Source organism: Pseudomonas sp. MWU13-2100, assembly GCF_023242365.1.
Taxonomy (GTDB): Bacteria; Pseudomonadota; Gammaproteobacteria; order Pseudomonadales; family Pseudomonadaceae; genus Aquipseudomonas.
In genome coordinates this window covers 1-24,112 of sequence record NZ_JALLIX010000044.1, presented here as the reverse complement: position 1 = coordinate 24,112, position 24,112 = coordinate 1, and the positions used below count along the sequence as shown (strand labels likewise).

Genomic DNA, 24,112 nt, shown 5'->3' with positions numbered 1-24,112 from the left:
CTTTCCTCAGCGTTATCCACTCCTTGAGGAACACGACATGACTCGTAAAATCGCCCTGATCACCGGTGCCAGTCGCGGCCTTGGCAAAAGCGCCGCGCTGCACCTGGCCGCCCAAGGCATCGACATCATTGGCACCTACAACAGCCGCGCCGACGACGCCCGGGCAGTGGCGGCGGAGATCGAAAAACTCGGTGGTCGCGCCGCCATGCTGCAACTGGATGTCAGCCTGATCGACAGCTTCAAGGCCTTCAGCGAGGGCGTTGCCAAGGTATTGGCCAGGGTCTTCGGTCGTGAGCAGTTTGATTTCCTGGTGAACAATGCCGGGGTCGGCGTGCACGCGCTGTTCGCCGAGACCACTGAAGAGCAGTTCGACCAGTTGCTCAACGTGCACTTCAAAGGGCCGTTCTTCCTGACCCAGAAACTCTTGCCACTGCTCGCCGACGGTGGGCGCATCGTCAATATTTCCAGCGGCCTGGCACGCTTCAGCCTGCCGGGTTATGCCACTTATGCGGCGATGAAAGGTGCGATGGAGACCTTGACCCGTTACCAGGCCAAGGAGTTGGGTGCCCGTGGAATCAGCGTCAACTGCCTGGCCCCGGGCGCCATCGAGACCGATTTCGGCGGCGGTAGCGTGCGCGACAACAAAGACCTGAATGCCTATGTCGCGGCCAACACCGCGCTGGGCCGTGCCGGCTTGCCGGACGATATCGGTGGCGCCATTGCATTGTTGCTGAGTGATGGTGGCCAGTGGATCACCGGGCAGCGGATCGAGGCTTCGGGCGGGATGTTCCTGTAAATGCGGCGGTGCCTGGTCTGACGCCATCGCCAGCAAGCCGGCTCCCACAAATCCCGGTTCCGCCACAACACTATCGTCGTGCGCAAAAACCTGTGGGAGCCGGCTTGCCAGCGATGGGGCCCGTCAGCCGGACACGCCACTGCGGATCAACAAATCCTTCAGCACGCTGCGCAACGGCACCTCGCCCTTGCGCGGCGTTCCGGCGAACTCGATCCAGCCTTCGTTGAAACCGTCGATCATCTGCATGCGCGGCAGCGGGTTATTCATCCCCTGGGACGTGAACAGATCCTCCCAGGTATCACGTGCCACCACTTCCATACGCACCGGCTTGCCCAGCCACTCGGCAAAACCGGCGGCAATCTGCTCGGGCGTCACTCGCTCCGGTCCTTCCAGTTCAACCACCCGCTTGCCACTCCAGGATTCCTGCAGCAACTGCGCGGCCAAGCGTCCGACATCCGCCGTGGCGATCATCGGCACCGGCTTGTCCAGCGGTTGCAGAAAGCTCGGGATCACTCCCGTCTCCACCGCCGCCGCCACATCCCACAGGGCATTCTCCATAAACCAGCCCGGACGCAGGAAGGTGACCGGCAGATCCAGCGTGCTCAGACCCTGTTCCAACAACTGCAACTGGTTCAACAGATTCGGCTGGGTCGCCTGGGCACCGATGGTCGACAAACACACCACCTTCGCCGGCCGCGCCTGTTCCAGCGCCGCGCGCAGGGTTTCCACCACTTGGCGGGCTTCAGGAAAGCCCGGCGTCGGATCGAAGTTCGACGGCATCATGATAAACACCCCCTCGACACCGCTGAACGCCTGCGCCAGTGCCTGCCCGTCATCCACATCGGCCAGGGCCAACTGGCAGCCTTGTCCGGCCCACGGCGCACCTTTCTCGGCGCTGCGCACCACGGCGCGTACCGATTGCCCGGCGCTGAGCAGCGTACGGGCGACGGCACCGCCCACTTGTCCGGTAATACCCATGACTGCGTACATGCAAATTCCTCCAGGAAGCGGCGACCTCTGTCGCGATGGAGGAATTCTCCGCCGCGTATCGAGATTCTCCGATAGCATGGATGTCATTGAATAACTGACTGGTAATCAGTAATGAGCTTCGACTCCAACCTCGCCAGCGGCCTTGGCGTACTCAACGCGGTGGTGGACGGCGGCAGCTTCGTCAAGGCCGCCGAAGCCCTCGACATGACCGCCTCCGGCGTCAGCCGGGCCATCGCCCGGCTGGAGAAACGCCTGGGCATCCGGCTGTTCGACCGCACCACCCGTTCGCTCAAGCTGACCGACGAAGGCCGTCGCTTGTACGAGGAAGTCACCCCGTTGCTGGCCGGTCTCGAAGAAGCGGCCTATGCCGCCAGCGGTAGCGCCAGCCAGGTACGCGGGCGGTTGCGGGTCAATATCGATCCGTACTTTTCCCGCCTGATCCTCGGCCCCGCCCTGGGCGAGTTCATGAGCCGCCATCCGCTGTTGCACCTGGAGCTCTATACCCGCGACCAACTGGGCGACGTGGTGGCCGACGGTTTCGACCTGGCCGTACGCTTCGGCCACCCGGCCAATTCTTCCCTGGTGGCGCGCAAGCTGCTGGACGTGCGGGTGCTGACCTGCGCGGCGCCGGCCTACCTGAAACGCCACGGGCGACCTCTGACACCGCTGGACATGGAGGATGAACGGCATGTCTGCGTGTCCTTCCGCGACCCGGAAACCGGGCGGCCCTTCCCCTGGGAGTTTCACCGTGCCGGCCGGCGGGTGGATGTGCGCAATAACGCGCGGCTGGTGCTCAACGATGTCGGCACCCTGCACAGCCTGTGTGAAAGCGGCCATGCCATCGCCCAGGTGCTTGACCTGGGGGTACGTCCGGCCTTGGACGCGGGTCGGCTGGTGGAGCTGTTTCCCGATTGGCCGGATGAGCGCTTTCCGTTGTATGCCCTTTATCCGTCCCGGCATCTGCCGCCGGCCAAGGTCAGGGCGTTTCTGGATTTTATTATTGGGTTGAGTGCTGCTTGATGCGGTTGGGGGTCTCGAGACAATGTGCATGGCGGCCTTCGGCGGTTCGCGAGCAATCGAGCGTCGACCGGCTGCTCCTACAGGGGGATGCGCAGCAATAGACGTTCGCGTATTGCGTCGTAGGCCCAGTGATACAGGTAGGTATAGGGCAGGAAAAACAGCAGCACGCCAATATCCAGCAGCAGCGCCGTCAACAGGCTGAGATCCAGCCACCAGGCCACCAGCGGCACGCTCACCGCCACCAGGCCGCCTTCGAACAGCAAGGCATGGAGCAGGCGCGTCCAGACGTTCTGCACCAGGGCAAAGCGCTCACGCATCCGGTCGAACATCCCGTTGAACAGAACGTTCCAACCCAGGGCGATAAAACAGTTGGCGACCGTCACCACGCCCATCTCCAACAGCGGTTTGCTCATCACCCAGGCAAACAGCGGCGTACACAGCAGCACCGCGAATACCTCGAAGCCGATGGCTTGCAAAACACGTTCGGTAAAAGACTTGCCGGGGGTCATGATGGACGCCTCCATTGATATCTGAGGGTTGTCATTATCGCCACCCGGACAGATACTAAAAGTCGATTACCATCGACAAAAGCGATAGTTCATGGCTTCCAATGAAATGCTCCAAGCCTTTGTCCAGGCCGCGACCCTGGGTTCCTTTTCCGCCGCGGCGCGCAAGCTGGGCAAAAGCCAGTCGACCATCAGCGCGGCCGTCGCGAGCCTGGAAATCGACCTGGGCCTGGAGCTGTTCGATCGCAGCACCCGCAAGCCCGGCCTGACCGCGGCCGGCCATGTCATGCTGCAAAAGGCCGAGGACATCCTCGCGGCCAACAACCGCCTGGAGATGAGTGCCCGCCAATTGGCCGGGGGCCTGGAAGCGAAGCTGACCGTGGTGATATCCGACACCTACCAGTCCAACCGTTTCGAGGCCACCCTGAGCGACTTCGAAGCCCGCTACCCGGACCTCGAGCTGGAGTGCCTGATCGCCGAGTGCGACGACCTGGTGGAGTTGGTCCGCCAGGGCCGGGCCCAGGTGGCGTTTGCCGAACGGCAGGACAGCTACCCGCCGGACCTGGGCAGCGCCACCGTGGATGAACGCACCGAATTTGCCCTGTTCGTCCACTGCGGGCATCCCCTGGCGCAACAGGCCAGGGTCGATCAGGCCAGCCTGCAGCAGCACCGCGAACTGCGCCTGGCGAGCATCGTCAATCCTTACGAGAGTCGTGCCCAGGGCCGCTTCTGGTCAGCGTCGAGTTACCTGATGCTACTGGAAATGGCCCAGCGTGGGTTCGGCTGGGCGGCGCTGCCGCGCTGGTTGGTGGAGCGCTTCGACAACGCTTCGTTGGTGGCGCTGGCGGTCCGTGGCTGGCCAAGGCCGGTGGCGGTGGATGCGCTCTGGTCGCGCCTGCGTCCGCCAGGGCCGGCGGGCAGTTGGTTGCTGGCCCGGATGCTGGAATAACAGCGCTTTTGTGGGTGCTGGCTTGCCAGCGAGGGCGCTACCACACTCACCGCAATCTTCCTGGCCCACACTCGAGGTCTTTCAACGCCTCCAACCGGCGCTCGATAAAACGCCGCTCCGGCGCCTGCTGCGTCAACGCCAGAGCCCGCTGGTAAGCCTCGCGCGCCTGCTCCACTCGGCCCAATCGCCGGTAGAAGTCCGCCCGCGCCGAATGCGCCAGGTGATAGTCCAGCAACTCGCCGCGCGCGAGGATGCCCTCCACCAGCTCAAGTCCCGCCAACGGCCCGTCACACATCGCCACCGCCACCGCCCGATTGAGCTCTATCACCGCCGAGGGCACGGCGCGCAGCAGCAGGTCATAAAGACCGACGATCTGCCGCCAGTCGGTGTCCGCGGCCGTCGCCGACTCGGCATGCACAGCGGCGATCGCGGCCTGCAAGCCGTAAGGCCCGAAACGTCCGGTACCCAGTGCCCGCTCCACCAACCCACAGCCTTCGGCAATCAGCGCCGGGTTCCAACGTGAGCGATCCTGGACATCGAGCAGCACCAGTTCGCCACTTTCGGACACCCGCGCCTGGCGTCGCGACTCATGCAATAACATCAACGCCAGCAAGCCCATGACCTCGGAGTCCGGCAGCAACTCCAGCAACAGCCGGCCAAGGCGGATGGCTTCCGCCGTCAGGTCGTCGCGGGTCAGGCTGGCGCCGAGGGACGCTGAGTAGCCCTCGTTGAACACCAGATAAATGACCCGCAACACCGTGTCCAAGCGCTCGGGTAACTCCGCCAGGGAAGGCACCTGATAAGGGATCTTCGCGTCACGAATCTTGGTCTTGGCCCGCACGATGCGCTGGGCGATGGTCGAGGGGCTCGCGAGAAAGGCCCGGGCAATTTCTTCGGTGGTCAGGTCGCAGACTTCGCGCAACGTCAATGGCACCTGGGCATCCGCCGACAACGCCGGGTGACAGCAGGTAAAGATCAACCGCAATCGGTCATCCTCGACATCCTCGTCGTTCCATTCGTCTTGCTCCAACGCTTCGGCCTGGGCAATCAACTGCCCATGGGACGCGGCAAAACGTGCCCGGCGGCGCAACACATCAATGGCCTTGAAACGCCCGGTGGAGACCAGCCAGGCCCGGGGATTGGCCGGCACGCCATCACGCTGCCAGCGCTCGACGGCGATAAAAAAAGCGTCGTGCAAAGCCTCCTCGGCCAGGTCGAAATCCCCCAGCAAACGGATCAGGGTGGCCAGGATCCGCCGCGATTCCTGACGATAAACCGCCTCGACCTGCTGTTTGACGCTGTCGGACTCAACGGTCAATCCAGCAACCCCTGGCTGACCAGCAAGGCCAGCCGTTCGAGACTCTCACCCCAGCCCTGATAAAACCCCATCTGCTCGTGCGCCGCCTTTTCCGCCGCCGACCAGTGCATGGCCCGAGCGGTATACAGGGTATGACCCTCGGCCTCTTCGAGGGTGATGCGTGCCGTCATGAAAGGTTTTCCCGTCGGCGTCCAGTCGGGGGTAAAGGCGTCGGTGAAGACAATCCGCTCCGGTGCGGCGATCTCCAGGAACACCCCTTGATAGGGATACTCGACACCCTCCGCCGTGCGCATCAGCGTCCGAAACAAGCCGCCGACCCACAACTGCATTTCGCAGACCGGCATGGTCATGCCGTGAGGCCCCCACCATCGGCTCAGCAGGCGGGGCTCGGTCCAGGCGCGAAAAACCTGGTTGCGCGGCGCCTCGATCAGGCGACTGATGGACAACTCGTGTTCGGCTCCCGCAAAGGGTAGCGGTTGGCGGTTCATGTTCAGGCTCCTATTATTCTTATGGTGGCCGCGTGAAAACGCTCGCGCCCTCAGAGATTCAGTTCCCGCACCGGTCGTACTTCCACGCTACCCACTCGCGCGGCCGGGATATGCCCGGCAATCTGCAAGGCCTCGTTCAGGTCACGGGCCTCCACCAGGTAGAACCCGGCCAATTGCTCCTTGGTTTCGGCAAACGGTCCGTCGACGATGGACAGCTTGCCGCCACGCATGCGTACCGTGGTGGCGGTGCTCACCGACTCCAGCGGCTCGGCGGCGAGCATTCGGCCACTGGCCCGGATCGACTCGCCGTAGGCCAGGCACTCAGAGTCCCGGGGGCTGTCGGGATGGGAATGCAGCAGCGCTTCATTACTGTAGATCAGGCACAGGTATTTCATGGGATGTCTCCGGGGCGGTCGAACAACTATGGCTGCTGTTTCGTACTTTGGCGAAGGTCGCTGACGATCAGCAGAGGTACGAATAGTCGTCTGGAGTCGAGGGAAATCGACAGGCGAAAAAACTCGCAGGAAAAATAATATCGCGGCCGCCAAAGCCGATAGAATCTGCTTCCCTACCGTCGGAAATAGGACACACCGCTGTGAGAACCTCCCTTGTCGACTACCTCACGCTGGCTCCCGCCCAACGCGAGCAGTTGCTCTTGATCCAGGTCGACGCGGCGCAGAAGGAGTTTTCCAGCGATATCACCCACGGGCTGTCGGTACTGCATGCCCACAAGGGCAATGACGTGAAAGGTTTTGTACTGCTGGCCGATGAGCACCCGGTGGGTTTCCTGTTGCTCAAGCGGCCACCGGCGTCACCGGCCTGGGCCAGTGGCAGCGTGTGCACGCTGCATGGCCTGCAAGTGGACAAAAGCTACCAGGGCCAAGGCCTCGGGCGCGCCTGCATGCAGGCCGTGCCGGCCGCTGTCCGCGCTACCTGGCCGGGCACCAGCCATCTGATGCTGATGGTCGACGCGGACAATGACGCCGCCCGTGGGCTTTACCTGAAACAGGGATTTGTCGACAGCGGCGAGACCTTTCACGGCCGGGTCGGTGAAGAACGCAGGCTGACCTTGCCACTCTGAAACCGGAGATTGTCATGAATGCCCGACTGGCCCGCTACGACGACCTGAGCGTCCTTCAACACGAGCAACTCGCGGGCCTCGAAGTCCATCCCGAACAGCTGCGATTTTGCGGCGATATCCTGGCGGCCCTGCACTTCCTGCCACGCGAGCGCCAGGACGGCGTACTCGGTTTCGCCCTGCTCGACAATGACACCCCGGTGGCCTTCCTGTTGCTCAAGCGCCATCCTTTCGTTCCCCATTGGGCCGACGAAGGCAGCGCCACCCTGCATGCCCTGCAGGTCGACAAAAGGGCGCAAGGCCGGGGGTTCGGCGCGGCCTGCCTGCAAGCCCTGCCCGCGGCGGCACGTCAGGCTTGGCCGCAGGTCCGGCAGTTACTGCTGTCGGTGGGAACCGATAACAAGGCAGCGATGAATCTTTACCTGAAGCAGGGTTGGGTCGATACCGGTGAAGCCTATCGCGGCGAACGACGATTGACCCTGACACTTTAAAGTTCCGGGTGGCCATAAGTATGAGATCAGTTGGTCACTTACAGTAAAACTTGAGCGCTGGGCAAACTCGCCTTCCAGTTATTAAATCGATCACGTCGCTACTTCATCAGGAAGCCGACGTGCCGCTACTTGATAAGCCGTTATTTAATCCAGGTAGCCATTGAACCAACTGAAAGGACTCAATCCCCATGGATACACAAAGCCGAATTTCAAACAGCGCCCCAAAAACCGTGCCTTCCGCGGCTATCGAGCTGTCCGGCAGTGCCGGAAGACCGGATCTGGACTTTGGTGAATACCGCGATGGCCTGGTTATTTTTTCAGAACGGGGTCCTGGCTTTGTCGGCCCCTCAGTATTATGGCCCGATGGTCGTCATCGGTTTATCGGCGTGCATGAAGACCAACAGCAAAGTATCACCCTGGCCAACTTCAGCGAAGACGGTTTTTATGATCGGGACGACGCCCAACCGCTCGGAAGTTCCAGCCGAAGACTGATCAAGGCTGTCGTCGACGAAGACGACAAGTTCCTCGTGCTCGGTCACTTCCGCTCCGGCGAACAGGCCTTCTGCGCCCGCCTCACCGAAACCGGCGCCCCGGACCCCGACTTCGGCGATAACGGCCAGGTCGCCCTGCCTTACACTGCGCCCTGGATCGGCTACGGCCGCAGGCTCGCCCTGCAACCCGAGGACGGCTTTATCGTCCTGGCCCTCAGGAACAGCGCCGTGGGCGAGCCGCAACGCGATGTCATCGTACGCCTCGACCGCAGCGGCAGTTTCGACCCGCGCTTCGGCACCTGCGGCGTGGTCACGGCGCCGGAACCGAACATCGCCTTCGAGGCGGTTCACGTCCAGGCCGATGGCAAGCTGATCGTCGCCGGCCGACGCGGTCGCAAGGCCATGCTGATGCGCTACGGGACCACCGGCCTGCCAGACAAGACCTTCGGTGGCGCCGGTTATCTGGAGCTGGAGCCGGCCCGCGACGGCAATGCCGCGTTTTTTGATATCGCCGTGCAGCCCGATCAGAAAATCGTCGTCACCGGCTCTGCGGATCTCTCCCACAACATTGCCCTGCTCACCCGCGTCACCGCCGGCGGCCAGCTAGACCCAGGCTTCAACGCCGGAGTGCCCTGGGAGCTTCCCGAACTGGATGTTTCTTTTGCGCTCGCGGTGCAGGAGGACGGGAAAATCGTCAGCGCCGGTCACATCAACAACGGCAGCCGCTGCTGGTTGATGCGCCACCTGAGCAACGGCGAGCTGGACCCTGATTTTGGCGACAACGGGATCAGCCGTGTGATCAACATCGTCAACACCACCAGCTACCTCTCCCACCTCGAGTTGCAGCCGGACGGCAAGATCCTCATCTCCGGACGCTACGCCACCCACTCGGCGGTGGTTCGCTGTCACGGCAACTGAGCCCTTTCAGGCGCCCTGGGTGACGCCCTTCGATGCCACCCAGGCCCCCCAGAACAGACTGGAGAAGAACCGCGTCGCGGTGCCGAACCCGGCCTCTTCCAGCAAGCGCTGAACCGCCGCCTCCGAGTGCGGCGGATCAGCGCCCTGGAGAATCTTGCCGAGCTTGGCGCGCACCGCATCCGCGCTCGCGCCCTGCTGACGCCAGCGCTCGCCCCAGGCCGCCAACAGCAACGGCTGACTGGCATAGGCCTGATGGTTGCCCGCCACAATCAGCGGAGCCCCGGGTTTGAGCCGGGCGGCAATTGCCCGGAGGATGTCATGCTTGGCCTGGTCGCCGGGCAGGTGGTGCAACACACCGACCAGGGTTGCGGCATCGTAGGGCGGCTCGTCCGTCAGTTCCTCCAGCGTGCCGAGGAACACCCGTGTGCGTGAAAGCAACCCGTGGGCCTGGAGGCTGGCCTGGGCCAGCTCGAGCATCGGTGCCGAGGGGTCGACCGCGGTAAACCGCCAAAGCGGCTCAAGCGCCGCCGCCGTGAGGATTTCCTGGGCGGTACCGCCGGCGCCCACCACCAGAATCCTCGCCTCGCGGCCACTGCCCAGGCTGGCCGCCAGCATGCAGGCGACCAACTCGTGACAGGCGTCATAACCGGCCAGGGCGATGCGGCTTTGCTCGGCGTATTCGCCGGCACGGGAAACATCGAACTTTCGAGCAGAATCCGGGTGTTCGGAGGGCATGGACGTTTTCTCTTGGACGGGGACTTCACCCCAAGGTAGTCGCCCTTGGAAAATAAAGAAAATTCATGTTTTTAATGCAATGCATTCCTTACTGGAATACAAAAGATCGGCTGCCGGCGAGGTGTTGCGGCCCCGAGCGCAACACCCGATCCAAGCCGACGACGGCTTGAAGCCGCCGTGAACGGCACCGGGACGACGACTCAAGCTTACTTCGTATCCGCCCCATATTGTTGCGCGAACACCCCGTAAAGCTTTCATATAGTCGATGTCATTTGCCCGGAATTTCGACTATTTCTCTGCAGGTCGCCGCCTGATGCGGTGTTTTCCGGAGACCTGTCATGACCCATATCCAGATCGGCCTGCTTATGCTGTTGGGCATCAGCGCGTTCGGTGTGATCACCCTCTACCTCGACTTCTGGCGTGCATCCAAGGCGCAAAGGGAGAACAAATAAGCCGTCACAAGCCGACCAGACGATAGCCCACCTGCAGTTCGGTGATCAGGTGCTGCGGCTGCGCCGGGTCGGCTTCGAGTTTTTGCCGCAGATGCGCCATGTGGACCCGCAGATAATGCGCCCGATCGGCATAGTCCAACCCCCAGACATCCAGCAGCAATTGCCGGTGCGTCAGCACCCGGCCCTGGCCCCGGATCAGCGCGCCCAACAGGCGGAACTCGATGGGTGTCAGGTGCACGCCCGCACTGCCACGGCGCACCTCATGGGTCGCCAGGTCGACCTCGACCTCACCGAAGCGTACCTTGCTGCTCACCGCCGCTGTACCGCTTTGCACCTGCCGACGCAACTGCGCGCGAATACGCGCAAGCAGTTCGGGCACCCCGAACGGCTTGACCAGATAGTCATCGGCCCCGGCGTCCAGCGCGGCGACCTTTTCGTCTTCGCGATCACGGGCCGACAGTACCAGGATCGGCACGCTCATCCAGCCACGCAGCTCACTGATCAGATCCTTGCCGTCACCATCTGGCAGGCCCAGGTCGACGATCACCAGGTCCGGTTGGCGGCTCGCCGCATCGATCAGCGCGCGCTTGCTGCTGTCGGCCTCGAAGACCTGGAAGCCTTCGTCCTGCAAGGCGATACCGATGAAACGGCGAATATTGGCTTCATCCTCGACAATCAGGATACGGGTGCTGGTCATAAGGTTTCCATGGATGGCGGATGACCCGCCGGTAAGCTGATAACAAAACAAAGGCCGTTCGGTACCCGCGGGCGGGCGACCACCCGACCGCCATGGGCTTCGACGATCCGCCGGACCAGGGCCAGACCCAGGCCGATGCCGGATACCGCCGACTCCTGCCGGCCACGGCTGAAGGCTTCGAAGAGTTGCTCGGCGGCGATACCGGACGGGCAGCCTGGTCCACTGTCGGCGACCTCCAGGACAATCCGCTCATCGACCTGGCTCGCCGTGATCTCGATCGGCGTCTGCGCCGGGGTGTATTTCGCCGCGTTGTCCAACAGGTTGACCAACACCCGCTCGATCAGCAGCGCATCGATCTCGACCAGCGGCAGGTCCACCGGCAACAGTGCCCGCACCGGGTGCCGGGCAAGAGGTTCGCGCAATTGGCGCAAGGCGCTGCCGACCACCTCTTCCAGCGAATGCCACTGGCGATTGAGGCGCACGCCATGCTCCTGCAGGCGCGCCATATCCAGCAGGTTTTCGATCAGCCTTTGCATGGCACAGGCCTGATCGTGAATCCCGCCCAACAACCCGCCGACCAACGCGTCACGCACATGGGGCGCTGCCGCGTCGGCGGCGCCGATAATGCTGGTCAAGGGCGTGCGCAGGTCGTGGGAAATGGCCGCAAGCAAGGTGTTGCGCATCCGCTCGCCTTCCATCTGCACCAGGGTGCTTTGCGCCACTTCAACGAAATGCACCCGCTCCAGCGCAATCGCCAACTGGCTCATGCAGGCTTCCAGCAGGCGTTGTTCACCGGGGTCCTTCAGGCGTTCGGCGTCGCTCAGGTCGAGGACCAGCACACCGCGCACGCGCATCGGCGCCTTGAGGGCAAAGTAGCAACCGGGGGCGGCAGCCAGGGTGTCACTGCCCTGCCCGGCCGGGCGTCCGTGTTCGTAGGTCCACTGGGCGATACTTTCATCCACCGGGAAGACACTGCCGGCCATGGTGCTGACCCGGTCGCCGGCATCCGGCAATGCCAGGCCGACCCGGGCCTCGAATACCCCGCTGAAGGTGCGTAGCGCCACCGCGCCGAGCTGCTCGACGGTCAGGGCCGCGGACAGGTCGCGGGCCAACAGCGCCAACGAGGTCGCCCGGCGCTCACGGGCCGCAGCCGTGCGCGCCTCGTGGCGCAGGCGCGCGGTCAGTTGCCCGGTGATCAGGGCGATGCCCAGCATCAGGGCGAAGGTGAAGAAATACTGGGTGTCGTTGACCGTGAACGACCACACCGGCTGGACAAAGAAAAAATCGAAACACAGCACCGCCAGCATCGCCGCCCAGACACCCGGCCCGCGTCCCAGGCGCAGCGCCACCAGCACCAGCACCACCGTCAACAGGAACAACATGACCACGTTGGCCGGGTCGAAGACTTGCAGCAACAACGCCGCCAGCGCCGTGGCGGCGAAACAGGCCAGGCTCGCCCACAGGTAGGCCAGCCCCCTGCCCGGCGCCAGTCGCGGCTCCGCTTCCGGGCGGGGCGCCGCCGTGCGCGGCAGCTCGCCATGGGCGATGACGATCTGGTCGATCTGCGGGTGATGGCGGCTGATCCGGTCGCTGACCGTCTGGTGCCAAAACTGCCAGACCCGGCGGGGCCGATGGCCGAGCAACAGGCGGTTGGCATTGCGCTCACGGGCGCAGGCCACCAGCGCTTCGGCAACATCGATACCCGCCAGGATCGCGGTATCGGCACCGAACTCAGCGGCCAGGGCCAGGGTTTTCACCGCCGCCGCACGGCGCCGGAGGGCCATCCCGCCGGTCGAGACCGACTCGACATGCACCACGATCCAGTCGGCTTCGAGCTTCTGTGCCAGGCGCGCGGCTTCACGCACCAGGAGCTCATCCGAGGCCTCGCCGGCAATCCCCACCAGCAAGCGTTCTCGGGCGGCCCACAAGGTGTCGATGGCGCGCTCGCGGCGATAGACGCGCATTTGCACATCGACCCGGTCGGCCGTACGGCGCAGGGCCAGCTCGCGCAGCGCCAGCAGGTTGCCCTTGCGAAAGAAGTGCCGGGACGCCCGCTCGGCCTGCGGGCCCTGGTAGACCTTGCCGTCCTTGAGGCGCTGCAACAACTCGTCGGGGGCCAGGTCGATCAGCACCACTTCATGGGCACTGTCGAACACATGATCGGGCACGGTTTCCCGCACGCGGGTGCCGATGATGCCGCTGACCAGGTCGTTGAGGCTTTCCAGGTGCTGCACGTTCAGGCTGGTCCAGACCTCGATCCCGGCCCGCAGCAGCTCTTCGATATCCTGCCAGCGCTTGGGGTGGCGTGAGCCGGGGACATTGCTGTGGGCCAGTTCGTCCACCAGCAACACTGCCGGACGACGGGCCAGTGCCGCATCGAGATCGAACTCCAGCAGCAGGCTGTCGCCATGGGCCAGGCGATGGCGCGGCAGTTGTTCCAGGCCGGCGAGCAAGGCGGCGGTGTCGCCGCGACCGTGGGTTTCGATCAACCCGGCGACCAGATCGCGGCCCAGGGCGCGCTCACGGTGCGCGGCCTGGAGCATGGCACAGGTTTTCCCGACCCCCGCGTTCGAGCCGAAATAGATGCGCAAACGGCCGCGCCGGGCGGCCTTCTCGTCTGCTTGCAGTTGCTCCAGCAACGCATCCGGATCGGGTCGACCGTCGCGGCTGTTGCGGGAGACGTCATTCAAATCCATGTCATTCCTTGTACAGACCAACAGCGGCCCCCTTTTGTGGGAGCCGGCTTGCCGGCGATGAGGCCCGTGAGCCTTGCCGCGCCCATCCGGACGCCATCGCCGCGGTGCGGCGTTCCGACAAGCCGCTCCCACAGGATCGGCGGCGCGTTCAAGATCCGCTGCCTAGACCACGCCCAGGCCAACCAGCAACATATCGATCAGCTTGATCCCGGCAAATGGCACCAGCACCCCGCCCAGTCCATAGATCAGCAGGTTGCGGTTGAGCAGCGCCGCCGCGCCGATGGCCCGATACGCCACGCCCTTGAGCGCCAGCGGGATCAGGAGCACGATGATCAGGGCATTGAAGATCACCGCGCTGAGGATCGCCGAGTTCGGGCTACCCAGGTGCATCACGTTCAAGGCACCGAGCTGCGGATAAGTCGCCACGAACGCCGCCGGCACAATAGCAAAATACTTCGCCACATCGTTGGCCACGCTGAAAGTGGTCAGGGCGCCACGGGTCATCAGCATCTGCTTGCCGACCTCGACCACCTCGATCAGCTTGGTCGGATTGCTGTCCAGGTCGACCATGTTACCGGCCTCCTTGGCCGCCTGGGTCCCGCTGTTCATCGCCACCGCGACATCGGCCTGGGCCAGTGCCGGCGCATCGTTGGTGCCGTCGCCGGTCATCGCCACCAGCTTGCCCTGGGCCTGGTAGTCACGGATCAGTTGTAGCTTGTCTTCGGGCCGGGCCTCGGCCAGGTAGTCATCGACCCCGGCTTCCACCGCAATCGCCGCGGCGGTCAGCGGGTTGTCGCCGGTGATCATCACGGTCTTGATGCCCATCCGGCGCAACTCGCCGAAACGCTCCTTGATGCCGCTCTTGACCACGTCCTTGAGCTCGATCACCCCGAGGGCGCGCGCGCCCTCGGCCACCACCAGCGGCGTACTGCCGCGCCGCGAGACTTCGTCCACCCGTGTTTGCAGGGCTGCGGGGAAACCACCACCCAGCGCCTCGATATGCCGGCGAATCGCATCGGCCGCGCCTTTGCGGATCATCCGTCCATCCGCCAGGTCGACGCCGCTCATGCGGGTCTGGGCGGTGAACGCAACGAAGCTGGCATTCAGGCTCTCCAGGACCGGCTCGTCGAGTGCGAACTTCTGGCGCGCCAACAGCACGATGCTACGCCCTTCCGGCGTTTCGTCGGCCAGGGACGCCAGTTGCGCCGCCTCGGCCAGCTCCCGCTCTTTCATACCCGGTGCCGGCAGGAAAGTACTGGCCTGGCGATTGCCGAGCGTAATGGTGCCGGTCTTGTCCAGCAGCAACACGTCGACATCGCCGGCCGCCTCCACCGCGCGCCCGGAGGTGGCGATCACATTGGCCGCCATCATCCGGCTCATGCCCGCCACGCCGATGGCCGAGAGCAAGCCGCCGATGGTGGTGGGAATCAGGCACACCAGCAAGGCCACCAGTACCGTCGCGCTGACCACACTGCCGCTACCGCTCATGACCACGGCGAAGATCGAATACGGGCTGAGGGTGACGATCACCAGCAGGAACAAGGCTGTCAGCCCCACCAGCAGAATGGTCAGGGCCACTTCGTTGGGGGTCTTCTGGCGCTTGGCCGACTCGACCATGGAGATCATCCGGTCGAGAAAGGATTCGCCGGGATTGACGCTGATGCGCACCACCAGCCAGTCCGAGAGGACCCGGGTGCCGCCGGTCACCGAGGAGAAATCACCACCGGCCTCACGGATCACCGGTGCCGATTCACCGGTGATCGCGCTTTCATCCACCGACGCCACGCCCTCGATGACGATGCCATCGAGGGGCACCAGGTCGCCGGCCTCGATCAGTACCACCGCGTCCTTGCGCAACTCGCTGGCCGCCATCGGCAACCATTGCGCGCCATAGCGTGGCTTTTGCAGGACCTTGGCCAGGGTCTGGCGCTTCATCCCACGCAAGCTCGCCGCCTGCGCCCGGCTACGGCCTTCGGCCAGGGCCTCGGCGAAGTTGGCGAACAGCACGGTGAACCACAGCCACAGGCAGATGCTCAGGATAAAACCACTGGGGGCCTCACCCTGGCCGCCCCAGGACTGCAACCACAACAAGGTGGTAAGCAGGCTGCCCAGGTACACCACGAACATCACCGGATTCTTCCACTGGGCCTGGGGCAGCAGTTTCCTGAAGGCATCCACACCGGCCGCCAGCAACAGCTCGCGGTCGAACAACGGCAAACGGGCTTTCATGTCACTCATGATCGACTCTCTTACTCAGTGACGGCGACAGGGCGCTGGCGAGGTGTCGCCAGGGCATCCAGCGCCAGGTTGAGTTGCAGCACATTGACCCGTGGCTCGCCGAGCAGGCCGAAAGTGCGCGCCTCGGTCGACGCCCGGACCAGGGTCAGCAGCGCGTCTTCGGACAGCTGCCGCAGCGGGGCGACGCGCCGCGCCTGGATCAGCGCGTTGGCCACTGAAATATGCGGGTCCAACCCGGACGCCGAAGCCGTCACCGCGTCGACCGGCACCGGCGCTTGCCGGTCCAGGCCGTTCGAGGCGCGATAGGCCACGGCCCGCTCCTTGACCGCGTCGAGCTGACGCTGACTGGTCGGGCCCAGGTTGCTGGCCCCGCTGAGGCCGGCGTTGTAGGGCGTGGTAACGGTCTTGCTGGCGTCGTTCGGATCGACGCTCTGGGTCACGCTGGGGCGGGCCTGGAAATACTCCGGGCGGCTGAACGCCTGGCCGATCAGCGCCGAGCCGATCACCTGGCCGTCACGCTCCAACAGGCTGCCCTGGGCCTGGAACGGAAACAGCAGGTTGGCCGCCAGGGTGGTCAGCGCCGGATAGGCCAGGCCGGTCAGCAACATGAACACTACCGAGGACACCAGCACCGGGCGCCACAGGCCACGGAACAGCCTTTGGGTCACCGCCAGCGGCGGCGTGGAAATACGCGTAGTCATGCAAACATCCTCACTTGTAGGTCTGGCCGGAGAGCAGTTGCAGCTGCTCGACCACAGGCCCCAGCGCAAGCGCCGGCAGGAAGGTCAAACCACCGACCACCAGCACCACGAACACCACCAGGAACATGAACAGCGGCGTGGCGGTGGGAATGGTCCCGGCACCGGCCGGAGTGGTCTTTTTAAAGGCCAGGGAGCCGGCCACGGCGAGCATCGGCAACAGGGTGAAGAAACGCCCCAGCAACATCGCCAGGCCGATGGTGGTGTTGAAGAACGGGGTGTTGGCGTTCAGCCCGGCGAAGGCCGAACCGTTGTTCGCGGTACCGGAGGTGTAGGCGTAGAGCACTTCGCTGAAACCGTGGGGCCCGACGTTGTTCAGGCTGTCCAGGGTCGAAGGCCAGAGCGCGGCCAGGGCGCTGAAGCCGAGGATGCAGATCGGATGCGCAAGCACCGAGAGCATCACCAGTTTCATCTCCCGGGCTTCGATGCGCTTGCCGAGGAACTCGGGGGTGCGACCGATCATCATGCCCACCAGGAACACCGTCAGCAGGGCGTACTGGATCAGGTTGATAAAGCCCACGCCGTCGCCGCCGAACACGCAGTTGAGCATCATCTGCGCCATGGGCACGAAACCGCCCATGGGCATCAGCGAGTCATGCATGGCGTTGACCGAGCCGGTGGTGGCGCCGGTGGTGGTGGCGATGAACAGGCTGGTATCGGCAATGCCGAAACGCAGCTCCTTGCCTTCCATGTTGCCGCCGCTCTGGGTCGCCGACAGCAGTTGGTCGACGCCCAGTTGGCTCAGCAGCGGATTGCCACCCTGCTCGGCAAAATAGAGCACCGCGAGAAAGCCGATGAACATCACCAGGAAGGTGCCGAAGAACACCCAGCCCTGGCGTCGCCGGGCCAACAGGCTGCCGAAGGCGTAGGTCAGCGCCGAAGGGATCAGCAACATGCTGAAGATATGCAGGATGTTGGTCAGCGGCGTCGGGTTCTCGAACGGGTGCGCGGCGTTCATGCTGAAAAAGCCGCCGCCGTTGGTGCCGATATGCTTGATCGACTCGAAGCTCGCCACCGCACCGACGATCAGTTGCTGCCGGGCGCCCTCCAGCGTGGTCGCCAGGGCCTGGGAGGCAAAGGTCTGCGGCATGCCCTGCCAGACATAGACCAGCGCCATGCCGAAGCACAACGGCAACATCACCCGATAGAGGATGCGGGTGAAGTCCACCCAGTAGTTGCCGATGTCCGTCGCACTGGCCCGGCTCAGGCCGCGGATAAAACCGGCGGCGGCGACCACGCCGGAAGTGGCGCCGACAAACATCAGGAAGGTGATCACCGCCATCTGGCTGAAGTTCGACAGGCTGGTTTCGCCCGAATAGGCTTGCCAGTTGGTGTTGGTGATAAACGAGGCGGCGGTGTTGAACGCCAGGTCCGGGGTCTGGGCGGCCAGGCCCAGCGGGTTGATCGGCAGCGAGCCCTGCAGGCGCAACAGCAGGTAGCCGAGCAGCATCATCGCGCCGTTGGACAACAGCAGTGCCGAGCCGTAGCGGGCCCAGCCCATGGTCTCCCGTGGATCGACGCCCAGCAGGCGATAGGTCAGGCGTTCCGGCAGCACATGGCCGGGGTGTGAAAATACCCGGCTCAGCCAGCGCCCCATCAAGACGGCGAGCCCGGTCATCAACCCCAGGACCAGCGCAAATTCCAGCAGTACGGTCAACATGTGCAAGCTCCGTTCAAATCTTGTTCAAGGCGACAATGAACAAGGCTGTCGCGCCGAAAAACGCCAGGGTCGCACCCAGGAAAATCAGGTCGTTCATGCTTGGTTTCCTTGTTCGATAGGGTCCTTGCGGACCGCACAAAGCGCCTGCGGCGAGGCGCGCGCAGGATCAGAAGTCTTCGGCGCGGATCAGCGCGTAACCCAGGTAGACAAACAGGCCGGCCGCGCCAAGGCCGCTGAGCAGGTAGATGAGTTTGAGTGTCAACACAGGTGTCCCCTTGCGAAATCGGTCAGCTCGCTCAAGCGCAGGCAAAGGCGCCGCAAGCCAGGTCAAAGGGTACGGGCGGGGGTATTAAGGTCGGGCACTGATTGCCGGGCGGGACGTTAAGATGGCGTATAGAAGCACTCCCCTTCAGGCGAAGGGGAGCACGTGGCGGGCGGGATCAGCTCTTGATCGGCAGCCAGATTTCCACTGTGCCGGTGCCTTTTTCGGGATTGAAATCGGCGCTGTAGCGCTCGAATTCCGGCGCATCGGCGGCCAGGTAACCGGATTGCGGCAACCAGTGGTTCCAGATGGCTTCGAAAGTCTGTTTGAGGGTATCGAGGGAGCCCTGGTGTTCAAACACCGCGTACTGCTGGTCCTGCAGTTCCACCCAGCGGTACAGCTCGGGCAGGTCGTCGAGCTTGCTGATCTGCACCCCGGCGATGTACTCGAAGCCGCCCTGGCCATCCGGATGGCAGCAGATACCGTACGTCACCTCACCCACCTGGCCGGGGACTTTTCCGATGTGCGGCACGAAAGCATCCCACAGGTCCGGGATGGAGCCCGACGTCTCGGCGGTAAAGCGGGCGCCCAGGCCGGCGATCAATCGAAAGTGGCCGTGCTCGAAGCGCGGCGCTGGCAAGGCCTGCGTGTAGCCAAGGTTATGTGCTAAGTCCATGGGTGCAGAACTCCATATGGGAAACGACTCCGAAAGGCAGTATAGAAGCAAATTATCGTGTCGCTCTGGCGACCCGGCGCTTGCCCCCGGCGAAAATATTTTCCGCCAGCCATCTGGACAGATCGTCAGCATCGCCCTTATTGTCTGCCCCGCAGGCCACCGCAGTGGCCGACGTCGCTCGGACGGTTCCGGGCGCTTACGTGTCAGAGGTTTATATGGCAGACCAAGGTTCGCCGCGCCGTTTTTCGCGCATTGATCGACTCCCCCCCTACGTATTCAATATCACTGCCGAGCTGAAGATGGCCGCCCGTCGTCGTGGCGAAGACATCATCGACTTGAGCATGGGTAACCCCGACGGCGCCACCCCGCCGCATATCGTCGAAAAACTGGTCACCGTCGCCCAGCGCGAAGACACCCATGGCTACTCCACTTCCAAGGGCATCCCACGGCTGCGCCGGGCGATTTCCCACTGGTACAAGGATCGCTACCAGGTCGATATCGACCCGGAAACCGAAGCCATCGTCACCATCGGCTCGAAAGAGGGCCTGGCACACCTGATGCTAGCCACCCTCGACCAGGGCGACACGGTGCTGGTGCCCAACCCCAGCTACCCGATCCACATCTACGGCGCGGTGATCGCCGGCGCCCAGGTCCGTTCGGTGCCACTGGTGCCCGGCGTGGACTTCTTCGCCGAACTGGAGCGGGCCATCCGTGGCTCCATCCCCAAGCCGAAGATGATGATTCTCGGTTTCCCGTCGAACCCCACCGCGCAGTGCGTGGAACTGGACTTCTTCGAACGGGTGATCGCCCTGGCCAAGCAGTACGACGTGCTGGTGATCCACGACCTGGCCTATGCCGACATCGTCTACGACGGCTGGAAAGCCCCGTCGATCATGCAGGTACCCGGCGCCAAGGACATTGCGGTGGAGTTTTTCACCCTGTCCAAGAGCTACAACATGGCCGGCTGGCGTATCGGCTTCATGGTCGGCAATTCGGAACTGGTCAGCGCCCTGGCGCGGATCAAGAGCTACCACGACTACGGCACCTTCACGCCGTTGCAGGTGGCGGCCATCGCGGCACTGGAAGGCGATCAGCAATGCGTCAAGGATATCGCCGAGCAGTATCGCCAACGGCGCAACGTGCTGGTCAAGGGCCTGCATGAACTGGGCTGGATGGTCGAGAACCCCAAGGCCTCGATGTATGTCTGGGCGAAGATCCCCGAAGAGTATGCCCATATGGGCTCGCTGGAATTCGCCAAGAAGCTGCTGGCCGAAGCCAAGGTCTGCGTCTCACCGGGGGTTGGCTTTGGTGAGTACGGCGACGACCATGTGCGGTTCGCCCTGATTGAAAACCTCGACCGTATCCGCCAGGCGGTACGCGGGATTCGTGGGATGTTCCGCAGCGATGGCCTGCTGAAGAAAGCCACCGCGGAATAACCCTTGACACCCATTGTGGCGAGCCCGCTCGCCACAAAACCGTGTTCGACTTCAACACGCCTTATGATCGGGGCCGGCACCTTCACAGGTGTCGGCCCCGATTCGTTCAGACCACCAGCGACAACAGCAGGATAAACACCAGCCCCACCACCGACAGGATGGTCTCCATGGCCGTCCAGGTCTTGAACGTCTCGGCCACGGTCATGTTGAAGTACTGCTTGACCAGCCAGAACCCGGCGTCGTTGACGTGGGACAGGATCAACGAGCCCGCCCCCGTTGCCAACACCAGAAGCTCGCGGTTCACCCCGGGAATCAGGTCCACCACCGGCATCACGATACCCGCCCCGGTAATCGTCGCCACGGTCGCCGAACCCGTGGCCACACGGATCACCGCCGCCACCAGCCAGGCCAGCAGTATCGGTGAAATCTGCGCATTCACGGCGATATGCCCGATCACATCACCCACACCGCTGGTCACCAGCATCTGCTTGAAGCCACCGCCGGCACCGATGATCAGGATGATCGCCGCGGTCGGCGCCAGGCTGGCATCGAGCAACTTGAGCACGCGCTTGGAGTCCATGCCCTGGCGCTTGCCGAAGGTGTACAGCGCCAACAGCAGGGCCAGCAACAAGGCACTGATCGGGTGACCGATCATGTCCATCCAGATGCGGAAGAAATGCCCGTCCGGCAGGGCAATGTCGGCGAAGGTCTTGAGCAGCATCAGGAACACCGGCAACAGCACGGTGACCAGGGTCACGCCGAAACTCGGCAGCACTTTCACTTCCGGCTCGCGGGCCAACTGGTCGACCAGCTCCTGGGAAGGATTACCCGGGATGTACTTGGCAATGAAGGTGCCGTAGATCGGCCCGGCAATGATGGCGGTAGGAAGGGCCACGATCAGGCCGTAGAAAATGGTCTTGCCGATGTCTGCGTTGAACACCCCGATGGCCAGCAGCGGCCCCGGATGCGGCGGCACCAGGCCGTGTACCGCCGAAAGCCCGGCCAGCAGCGGAATACCGATCTTGATCAGCGACACGCCGGTACGCCGCGCAACGATGAACACCAGCGGAATCAGCAGCACGAAGCCGATCTCGAAGAACAGCGGAATGCCCACCAGGAACGCCGAGCACATCATCGCCCACTGCACCCGCTCCTTGCCGAAGGCGCGGATCAGGGTTTGGGCGATCTGATCGGCACCGCCGGAATCGGACATCATCTTGCCGAGCATGGTCCCCAGCGCGAGGATGATCCCGACAAAGCCCAGCACACCGCCGAAGCCATCCTGGAAGGCGCTGATGATCTTGCCCGCGGGCATACCCGAGGTCAGACCGAGAAACGCCGAAGCGATGATCAGCCCGACAAAGGGGTGAATCTTGAAACGGGTGATCAACACGATCAACCCGATAATCGTGACCACTGCATCCAGCAACAGATAGGTCTCGTGGGACAGTCCGAACATAAGGTGTCTCCTGCTTGTTGTTTTTATACGCTGCGTTGTTTGACGATAGCCGATTGGGACAGCGCTATCTTTTCGAAACGAAAATCAGGCCGAGCGTTCCAACCCATGCCCCTGCCACCAGTGATGGGCTGCCTGCGCCAGGCGCTCGACGCTCTGGGTCGAGGCATCCAGGGCCAGGGTCAGGGGCTCGCCGACCGGCGATTCAAGGGTGGCGAACTGGCTGTCGATCAGGGTCGAGGGCATGAAGTGTCCGGGCCGATGGGCCACCCGCTCGGCGGCGACTTCGCGGCTCAGTTCGAGAAAGACGAAGCCCAGGCCCGGTGCCGCGCGACGCAAGCGTTCGCGGTAACTGTGCTTGAGCGCCGAGCAGGTCAGTACCGGGTGCCCACCTGCAGCCAGCACCCGACGCAACTCGTCGCACAGGCTGTCGAGCCAGCCGGCACGGTCGTCATCGGTCAGGGGGATGCCGGCACTCATCTTGGTGATATTGGCGGCGGGGTGAAAGCTGTCGCCTTCGATCTGGGTCGCACCGTTGAGCCGGCACAGGGCCTCGCCCACACTGGACTTGCCGCAACCGGAGACGCCCATGATGACCAGGGCAGTGATGGGTTGACTCATGTAACACCTCAGCACGCAGACAGCGCTGTCTTTGTCGAAGCTTCCATTACTCGGAAAGCAAAGCACAAAACGCAGACTGCCGACGTTTTCTTGTCATTTTTATGGGGTGGTGCGCTAAACATCCACGACAGCATCCGACGCGATCAGACCAACCGCGCTCGAACAATTGCAGGCTCGTCGAGACAGCGCTACCTTAGTGCCTTGAATTTTGTTTGGCAAGCCGTCCGATGACCTCCACCAAAAACGACAAGAATACCCGCACCACGGGACGCCCTACCCTCAGCGAAGTCGCGCGCCTGGCCGGCGTCAGCCCGATCACCGCGTCGCGGGCCCTGCGTGGCATCAGCAGCGTGGCCACGGAACTGGCGGAAAAGGTCCGACAGGCAGCGGCGGAACTGAACTACGTGGTCAACCCGGCCGCCCGCGCCCTGGCCTCGGCCCAGAGCCATTCGGTGGTGGTGCTGGTGCCGTCGTTGTCCAACCTGCTGTTTATCGACACCCTCGAAGCCATACACGCGGTGCTGCGCCCGCGCGGCTTCGAGGTGCTGATCGGCAACTATCACTACTCCCGCGACGAAGAAGAAAACCTGCTGCGCAACTACATGTCCTACCAGCCACGGGGCTTGTTGCTGACCGGTTTCGACCGTTCGGAAAGCGCGCGGCGGATGATCGAAGCGAGCAACGTGCCCTGCGTCTACATGATGGACCTGGACCCCGGCGCCGGGGTGAACTGTGTCGGCTTCTCGCAACAGAACGCCGGCGCCACTGTGGCCGAGCACCTGATCTCCCGTGGTCGCAAGCACCTGGCCTATATCGGCGCGCAACTGGACCAGCGCACGCTCCTGCGCGGCGAAGGCTTTCGCCAGGCTCTGCAGGCGGCCGGGCTGTACCACCCGGACCTGGAACTGCTGACCCCGCGCCCCTCATCGGTGGGCCTGGGCGGCGAACTGTTCCTGCAACTGATGCACGGCCATCCGCAGGTCGACGGGATCTTCTTCGGCAACGACGACCTGGCCCAGGGCGCCCTGCTGGAGGCCATACGCTGTGGTATCAAAGTCCCGGAACAGGTCGCGGTAGTGGGCTTCAACGACCTGCCCGGCTCGGCCTTCATGGTCCCGCGCCTGAGCAGCATCCGCACGCCTCGGGAAGCCATCGGCCGGCGGGCGGCGGAGCAGATGCTGAGTTTGATGGCCGGCAACCCGGTGGCTCAGCCAGTGCAGGATATGGGCTTTGAACTGATGGTGCGCGAGAGCAGTTGAAGGGTTGCAGCAACTGCGCACATGATTAAATTCCAAATCCTAAATCCAATTGGGATTCATCCTACTGATTCTCCGCACAATTCTCTTCACGCTTCGGCGGGTGACGTTGCTCGATTCCCAC

At 63.6% G+C, this 24,112-nt stretch carries 23 protein-coding genes; 8 read left to right on the top strand and 15 right to left on the bottom strand.

The window, feature by feature from the left end:
* Window positions 1-37: 37 nt before the first annotated feature.
* Entirely contained in the window at window positions 38-796 is a 759-nt protein-coding gene (locus M5B99_RS24295) for an SDR family NAD(P)-dependent oxidoreductase (protein ID WP_191487282.1), read from the top strand.
* A gap of 123 nt (window positions 797-919) precedes the next feature.
* Here M5B99_RS24295 and M5B99_RS24290 read toward each other — a convergent pair whose 3' ends face one another.
* Window positions 920-1,786, bottom strand: coding sequence for an NmrA family NAD(P)-binding protein (locus M5B99_RS24290; protein ID WP_191487283.1), 867 nt, complete (start codon window positions 1,784-1,786; stop codon window positions 920-922).
* Between the two features lie 111 nt (window positions 1,787-1,897).
* On the opposite strand from M5B99_RS24290, the gene M5B99_RS24285 reads away from it, so the two are divergent.
* A complete protein-coding gene (locus M5B99_RS24285; RefSeq protein WP_248806443.1) occupies window positions 1,898-2,806 on the top strand; it encodes a LysR family transcriptional regulator in 909 nt (302 codons plus the stop codon).
* A gap of 77 nt (window positions 2,807-2,883) precedes the next feature.
* Here the strand turns inward: M5B99_RS24285 and M5B99_RS24280 are convergent, their stop codons facing one another.
* Window positions 2,884-3,315 carry a multidrug/biocide efflux PACE transporter gene (locus M5B99_RS24280; protein ID WP_191487285.1) on the bottom strand — a complete coding sequence of 144 codons (432 nt, stop codon included), beginning with the start codon at window positions 3,313-3,315 and terminating at the stop codon, window positions 2,884-2,886.
* Between the two features lie 91 nt (window positions 3,316-3,406).
* Here M5B99_RS24280 and M5B99_RS24275 point away from each other — a divergent pair, with 91 nt between their 5' ends.
* A complete protein-coding gene (locus M5B99_RS24275; RefSeq protein ID WP_248806442.1) occupies window positions 3,407-4,261 on the top strand; it encodes a LysR family transcriptional regulator in 855 nt (284 codons plus the stop codon).
* A 46-nt stretch (window positions 4,262-4,307) separates the two neighbouring features.
* On the opposite strand, the gene M5B99_RS24270 is transcribed toward M5B99_RS24275, so the two are convergent.
* Genes M5B99_RS24270 through M5B99_RS24260 form a run of 3 tightly spaced genes read right to left on the bottom strand, consistent with a single transcriptional unit; the run spans window position 4,308 to window position 6,462 of the window.
* Entirely contained in the window at window positions 4,308-5,579 is a 1,272-nt protein-coding gene (locus M5B99_RS24270; protein WP_248806441.1) for an RNA polymerase sigma factor, read from the bottom strand.
* Window positions 5,576-6,067, bottom strand: coding sequence for an SRPBCC family protein (locus M5B99_RS24265; protein WP_248806440.1), 492 nt, complete (start codon window positions 6,065-6,067; stop codon window positions 5,576-5,578). The genes M5B99_RS24270 and M5B99_RS24265 overlap by 4 nt, the downstream gene beginning before the upstream one ends.
* Before the next feature lie 50 nt (window positions 6,068-6,117).
* Window positions 6,118-6,462, bottom strand: coding sequence for a YciI family protein (locus tag M5B99_RS24260; RefSeq protein ID WP_191487289.1), 345 nt, complete (start codon window positions 6,460-6,462; stop codon window positions 6,118-6,120).
* A 200-nt stretch (window positions 6,463-6,662) separates the two neighbouring features.
* Here M5B99_RS24260 and M5B99_RS24255 point away from each other — a divergent pair, with 200 nt between their 5' ends.
* From M5B99_RS24255 to M5B99_RS24245, 3 genes are all read left to right on the top strand, one after another.
* Entirely contained in the window at window positions 6,663-7,148 is a 486-nt protein-coding gene (locus M5B99_RS24255; RefSeq protein ID WP_191487290.1) for a GNAT family N-acetyltransferase, read from the top strand.
* A 14-nt stretch (window positions 7,149-7,162) separates the two neighbouring features.
* Complete coding sequence (locus M5B99_RS24250; protein WP_191487291.1) at window positions 7,163-7,636, top strand: GNAT family N-acetyltransferase; 474 nt, start codon at window positions 7,163-7,165, stop codon at window positions 7,634-7,636.
* Between the two features lie 188 nt (window positions 7,637-7,824).
* A complete protein-coding gene (locus M5B99_RS24245; RefSeq protein ID WP_248806439.1) occupies window positions 7,825-9,045 on the top strand; it encodes a hemolysin in 1,221 nt (406 codons plus the stop codon).
* A 6-nt stretch (window positions 9,046-9,051) separates the two neighbouring features.
* Here the strand turns inward: M5B99_RS24245 and M5B99_RS24240 are convergent, their stop codons facing one another.
* The 8 genes from M5B99_RS24240 to M5B99_RS24205 all read right to left on the bottom strand — a co-directional run bounded on the left by M5B99_RS24240 (window position 9,052) and on the right by M5B99_RS24205 (window position 19,219).
* The gene (locus M5B99_RS24240; protein ID WP_248806438.1) at window positions 9,052-9,780 is read right to left on the bottom strand and encodes a class I SAM-dependent methyltransferase; all 729 of its coding nucleotides are present in this window, start codon (window positions 9,778-9,780) and stop codon (window positions 9,052-9,054) included.
* Between the two features lie 456 nt (window positions 9,781-10,236).
* Entirely contained in the window at window positions 10,237-10,929 is a 693-nt protein-coding gene (locus tag M5B99_RS24235) for a response regulator (protein WP_248806437.1), read from the bottom strand.
* Window positions 10,926-13,625, bottom strand: a complete 2,700-nt coding sequence (locus M5B99_RS24230; protein ID WP_248806436.1) for a sensor histidine kinase — start codon at window positions 13,623-13,625, stop codon at window positions 10,926-10,928. Before M5B99_RS24230 ends, M5B99_RS24235 begins: the two co-directional genes overlap by 4 nt.
* 162 nt (window positions 13,626-13,787) lie before the next feature.
* Window positions 13,788-15,854, bottom strand: a complete 2,067-nt coding sequence (gene kdpB, locus M5B99_RS24225; protein WP_248806469.1) for a potassium-transporting ATPase subunit KdpB — start codon at window positions 15,852-15,854, stop codon at window positions 13,788-13,790.
* A gap of 20 nt (window positions 15,855-15,874) precedes the next feature.
* The gene (gene kdpC / locus M5B99_RS24220; protein WP_248806435.1) at window positions 15,875-16,564 is read right to left on the bottom strand and encodes a potassium-transporting ATPase subunit KdpC; all 690 of its coding nucleotides are present in this window, start codon (window positions 16,562-16,564) and stop codon (window positions 15,875-15,877) included.
* Window positions 16,565-16,574: 10 nt separating this feature from the next.
* Window positions 16,575-18,281, bottom strand: coding sequence for a potassium-transporting ATPase subunit KdpA (gene kdpA, locus M5B99_RS24215; protein ID WP_248806434.1), 1,707 nt, complete (start codon window positions 18,279-18,281; stop codon window positions 16,575-16,577).
* Window positions 18,282-18,447: 166 nt separating this feature from the next.
* The gene (locus tag M5B99_RS24210; RefSeq protein ID WP_152741273.1) at window positions 18,448-18,543 is read right to left on the bottom strand and encodes a potassium-transporting ATPase subunit F; all 96 of its coding nucleotides are present in this window, start codon (window positions 18,541-18,543) and stop codon (window positions 18,448-18,450) included.
* 178 nt (window positions 18,544-18,721) lie between these two features.
* The gene (locus tag M5B99_RS24205) at window positions 18,722-19,219 is read right to left on the bottom strand and encodes a GyrI-like domain-containing protein (protein ID WP_248806433.1); all 498 of its coding nucleotides are present in this window, start codon (window positions 19,217-19,219) and stop codon (window positions 18,722-18,724) included.
* Between the two features lie 215 nt (window positions 19,220-19,434).
* Here M5B99_RS24205 and alaC point away from each other — a divergent pair, with 215 nt between their 5' ends.
* Window positions 19,435-20,655, top strand: coding sequence for an alanine transaminase (gene alaC, locus M5B99_RS24200; protein WP_248806432.1), 1,221 nt, complete (start codon window positions 19,435-19,437; stop codon window positions 20,653-20,655).
* Between the two features lie 106 nt (window positions 20,656-20,761).
* On the opposite strand, the gene M5B99_RS24195 is transcribed toward alaC, so the two are convergent.
* A complete protein-coding gene (locus M5B99_RS24195; protein ID WP_248806431.1) occupies window positions 20,762-22,114 on the bottom strand; it encodes a GntP family permease in 1,353 nt (450 codons plus the stop codon).
* Between the two features lie 84 nt (window positions 22,115-22,198).
* Window positions 22,199-22,732 (bottom strand): gluconokinase, encoded by a 534-nt coding sequence (locus tag M5B99_RS24190; protein WP_248806430.1) that lies wholly within the window; start codon window positions 22,730-22,732, stop codon window positions 22,199-22,201.
* 227 nt (window positions 22,733-22,959) lie between these two features.
* Between M5B99_RS24190 and M5B99_RS24185 the strand changes: the two genes are divergently transcribed.
* Complete coding sequence (locus M5B99_RS24185; RefSeq protein WP_248806429.1) at window positions 22,960-23,991, top strand: LacI family DNA-binding transcriptional regulator; 1,032 nt, start codon at window positions 22,960-22,962, stop codon at window positions 23,989-23,991.
* The last annotated feature ends 121 nt before the right edge of the window (window positions 23,992-24,112 follow it).

Bases quoted from the DNA above. Each gene is read 5' to 3' on its own strand.
- M5B99_RS24295 (WP_191487282.1), top strand. From the start codon at position 38: ATGACTCGTAAAATCGCCCTGATCACCGGTGCCAGTCGCGGCCTTGGC.
- M5B99_RS24290 (WP_191487283.1), bottom strand. From the start codon at position 1,786: ATGTACGCAGTCATGGGTATTACCGGACAAGTGGGCGGTGCCGTCGCC.
- M5B99_RS24285 (WP_248806443.1), top strand. From the start codon at position 1,898: ATGAGCTTCGACTCCAACCTCGCCAGCGGCCTTGGCGTACTCAACGCG.
- M5B99_RS24280 (WP_191487285.1), bottom strand. From the start codon at position 3,315: ATGACCCCCGGCAAGTCTTTTACCGAACGTGTTTTGCAAGCCATCGGC.
- M5B99_RS24275 (WP_248806442.1), top strand. From the start codon at position 3,407: ATGGCTTCCAATGAAATGCTCCAAGCCTTTGTCCAGGCCGCGACCCTG.
- M5B99_RS24265 (WP_248806440.1), bottom strand. From the start codon at position 6,067: ATGAACCGCCAACCGCTACCCTTTGCGGGAGCCGAACACGAGTTGTCC.
- M5B99_RS24260 (WP_191487289.1), bottom strand. From the start codon at position 6,462: ATGAAATACCTGTGCCTGATCTACAGTAATGAAGCGCTGCTGCATTCC.
- M5B99_RS24250 (WP_191487291.1), top strand. From the start codon at position 7,163: ATGAATGCCCGACTGGCCCGCTACGACGACCTGAGCGTCCTTCAACAC.
- M5B99_RS24245 (WP_248806439.1), top strand. From the start codon at position 7,825: ATGGATACACAAAGCCGAATTTCAAACAGCGCCCCAAAAACCGTGCCT.
- M5B99_RS24240 (WP_248806438.1), bottom strand. From the start codon at position 9,780: ATGCCCTCCGAACACCCGGATTCTGCTCGAAAGTTCGATGTTTCCCGT.
- M5B99_RS24235 (WP_248806437.1), bottom strand. From the start codon at position 10,929: ATGACCAGCACCCGTATCCTGATTGTCGAGGATGAAGCCAATATTCGC.
- M5B99_RS24230 (WP_248806436.1), bottom strand. From the start codon at position 13,625: ATGGATTTGAATGACGTCTCCCGCAACAGCCGCGACGGTCGACCCGAT.
- kdpB (WP_248806469.1), bottom strand. From the start codon at position 15,854: ATGAAAGCCCGTTTGCCGTTGTTCGACCGCGAGCTGTTGCTGGCGGCC.
- kdpC (WP_248806435.1), bottom strand. From the start codon at position 16,564: ATGACTACGCGTATTTCCACGCCGCCGCTGGCGGTGACCCAAAGGCTG.
- kdpA (WP_248806434.1), bottom strand. From the start codon at position 18,281: ATGTTGACCGTACTGCTGGAATTTGCGCTGGTCCTGGGGTTGATGACC.
- M5B99_RS24205 (WP_248806433.1), bottom strand. From the start codon at position 19,219: ATGGACTTAGCACATAACCTTGGCTACACGCAGGCCTTGCCAGCGCCG.
- alaC (WP_248806432.1), top strand. From the start codon at position 19,435: ATGGCAGACCAAGGTTCGCCGCGCCGTTTTTCGCGCATTGATCGACTC.
- M5B99_RS24195 (WP_248806431.1), bottom strand. From the start codon at position 22,114: ATGTTCGGACTGTCCCACGAGACCTATCTGTTGCTGGATGCAGTGGTC.
- M5B99_RS24190 (WP_248806430.1), bottom strand. From the start codon at position 22,732: ATGAGTCAACCCATCACTGCCCTGGTCATCATGGGCGTCTCCGGTTGC.
- M5B99_RS24185 (WP_248806429.1), top strand. From the start codon at position 22,960: ATGACCTCCACCAAAAACGACAAGAATACCCGCACCACGGGACGCCCT.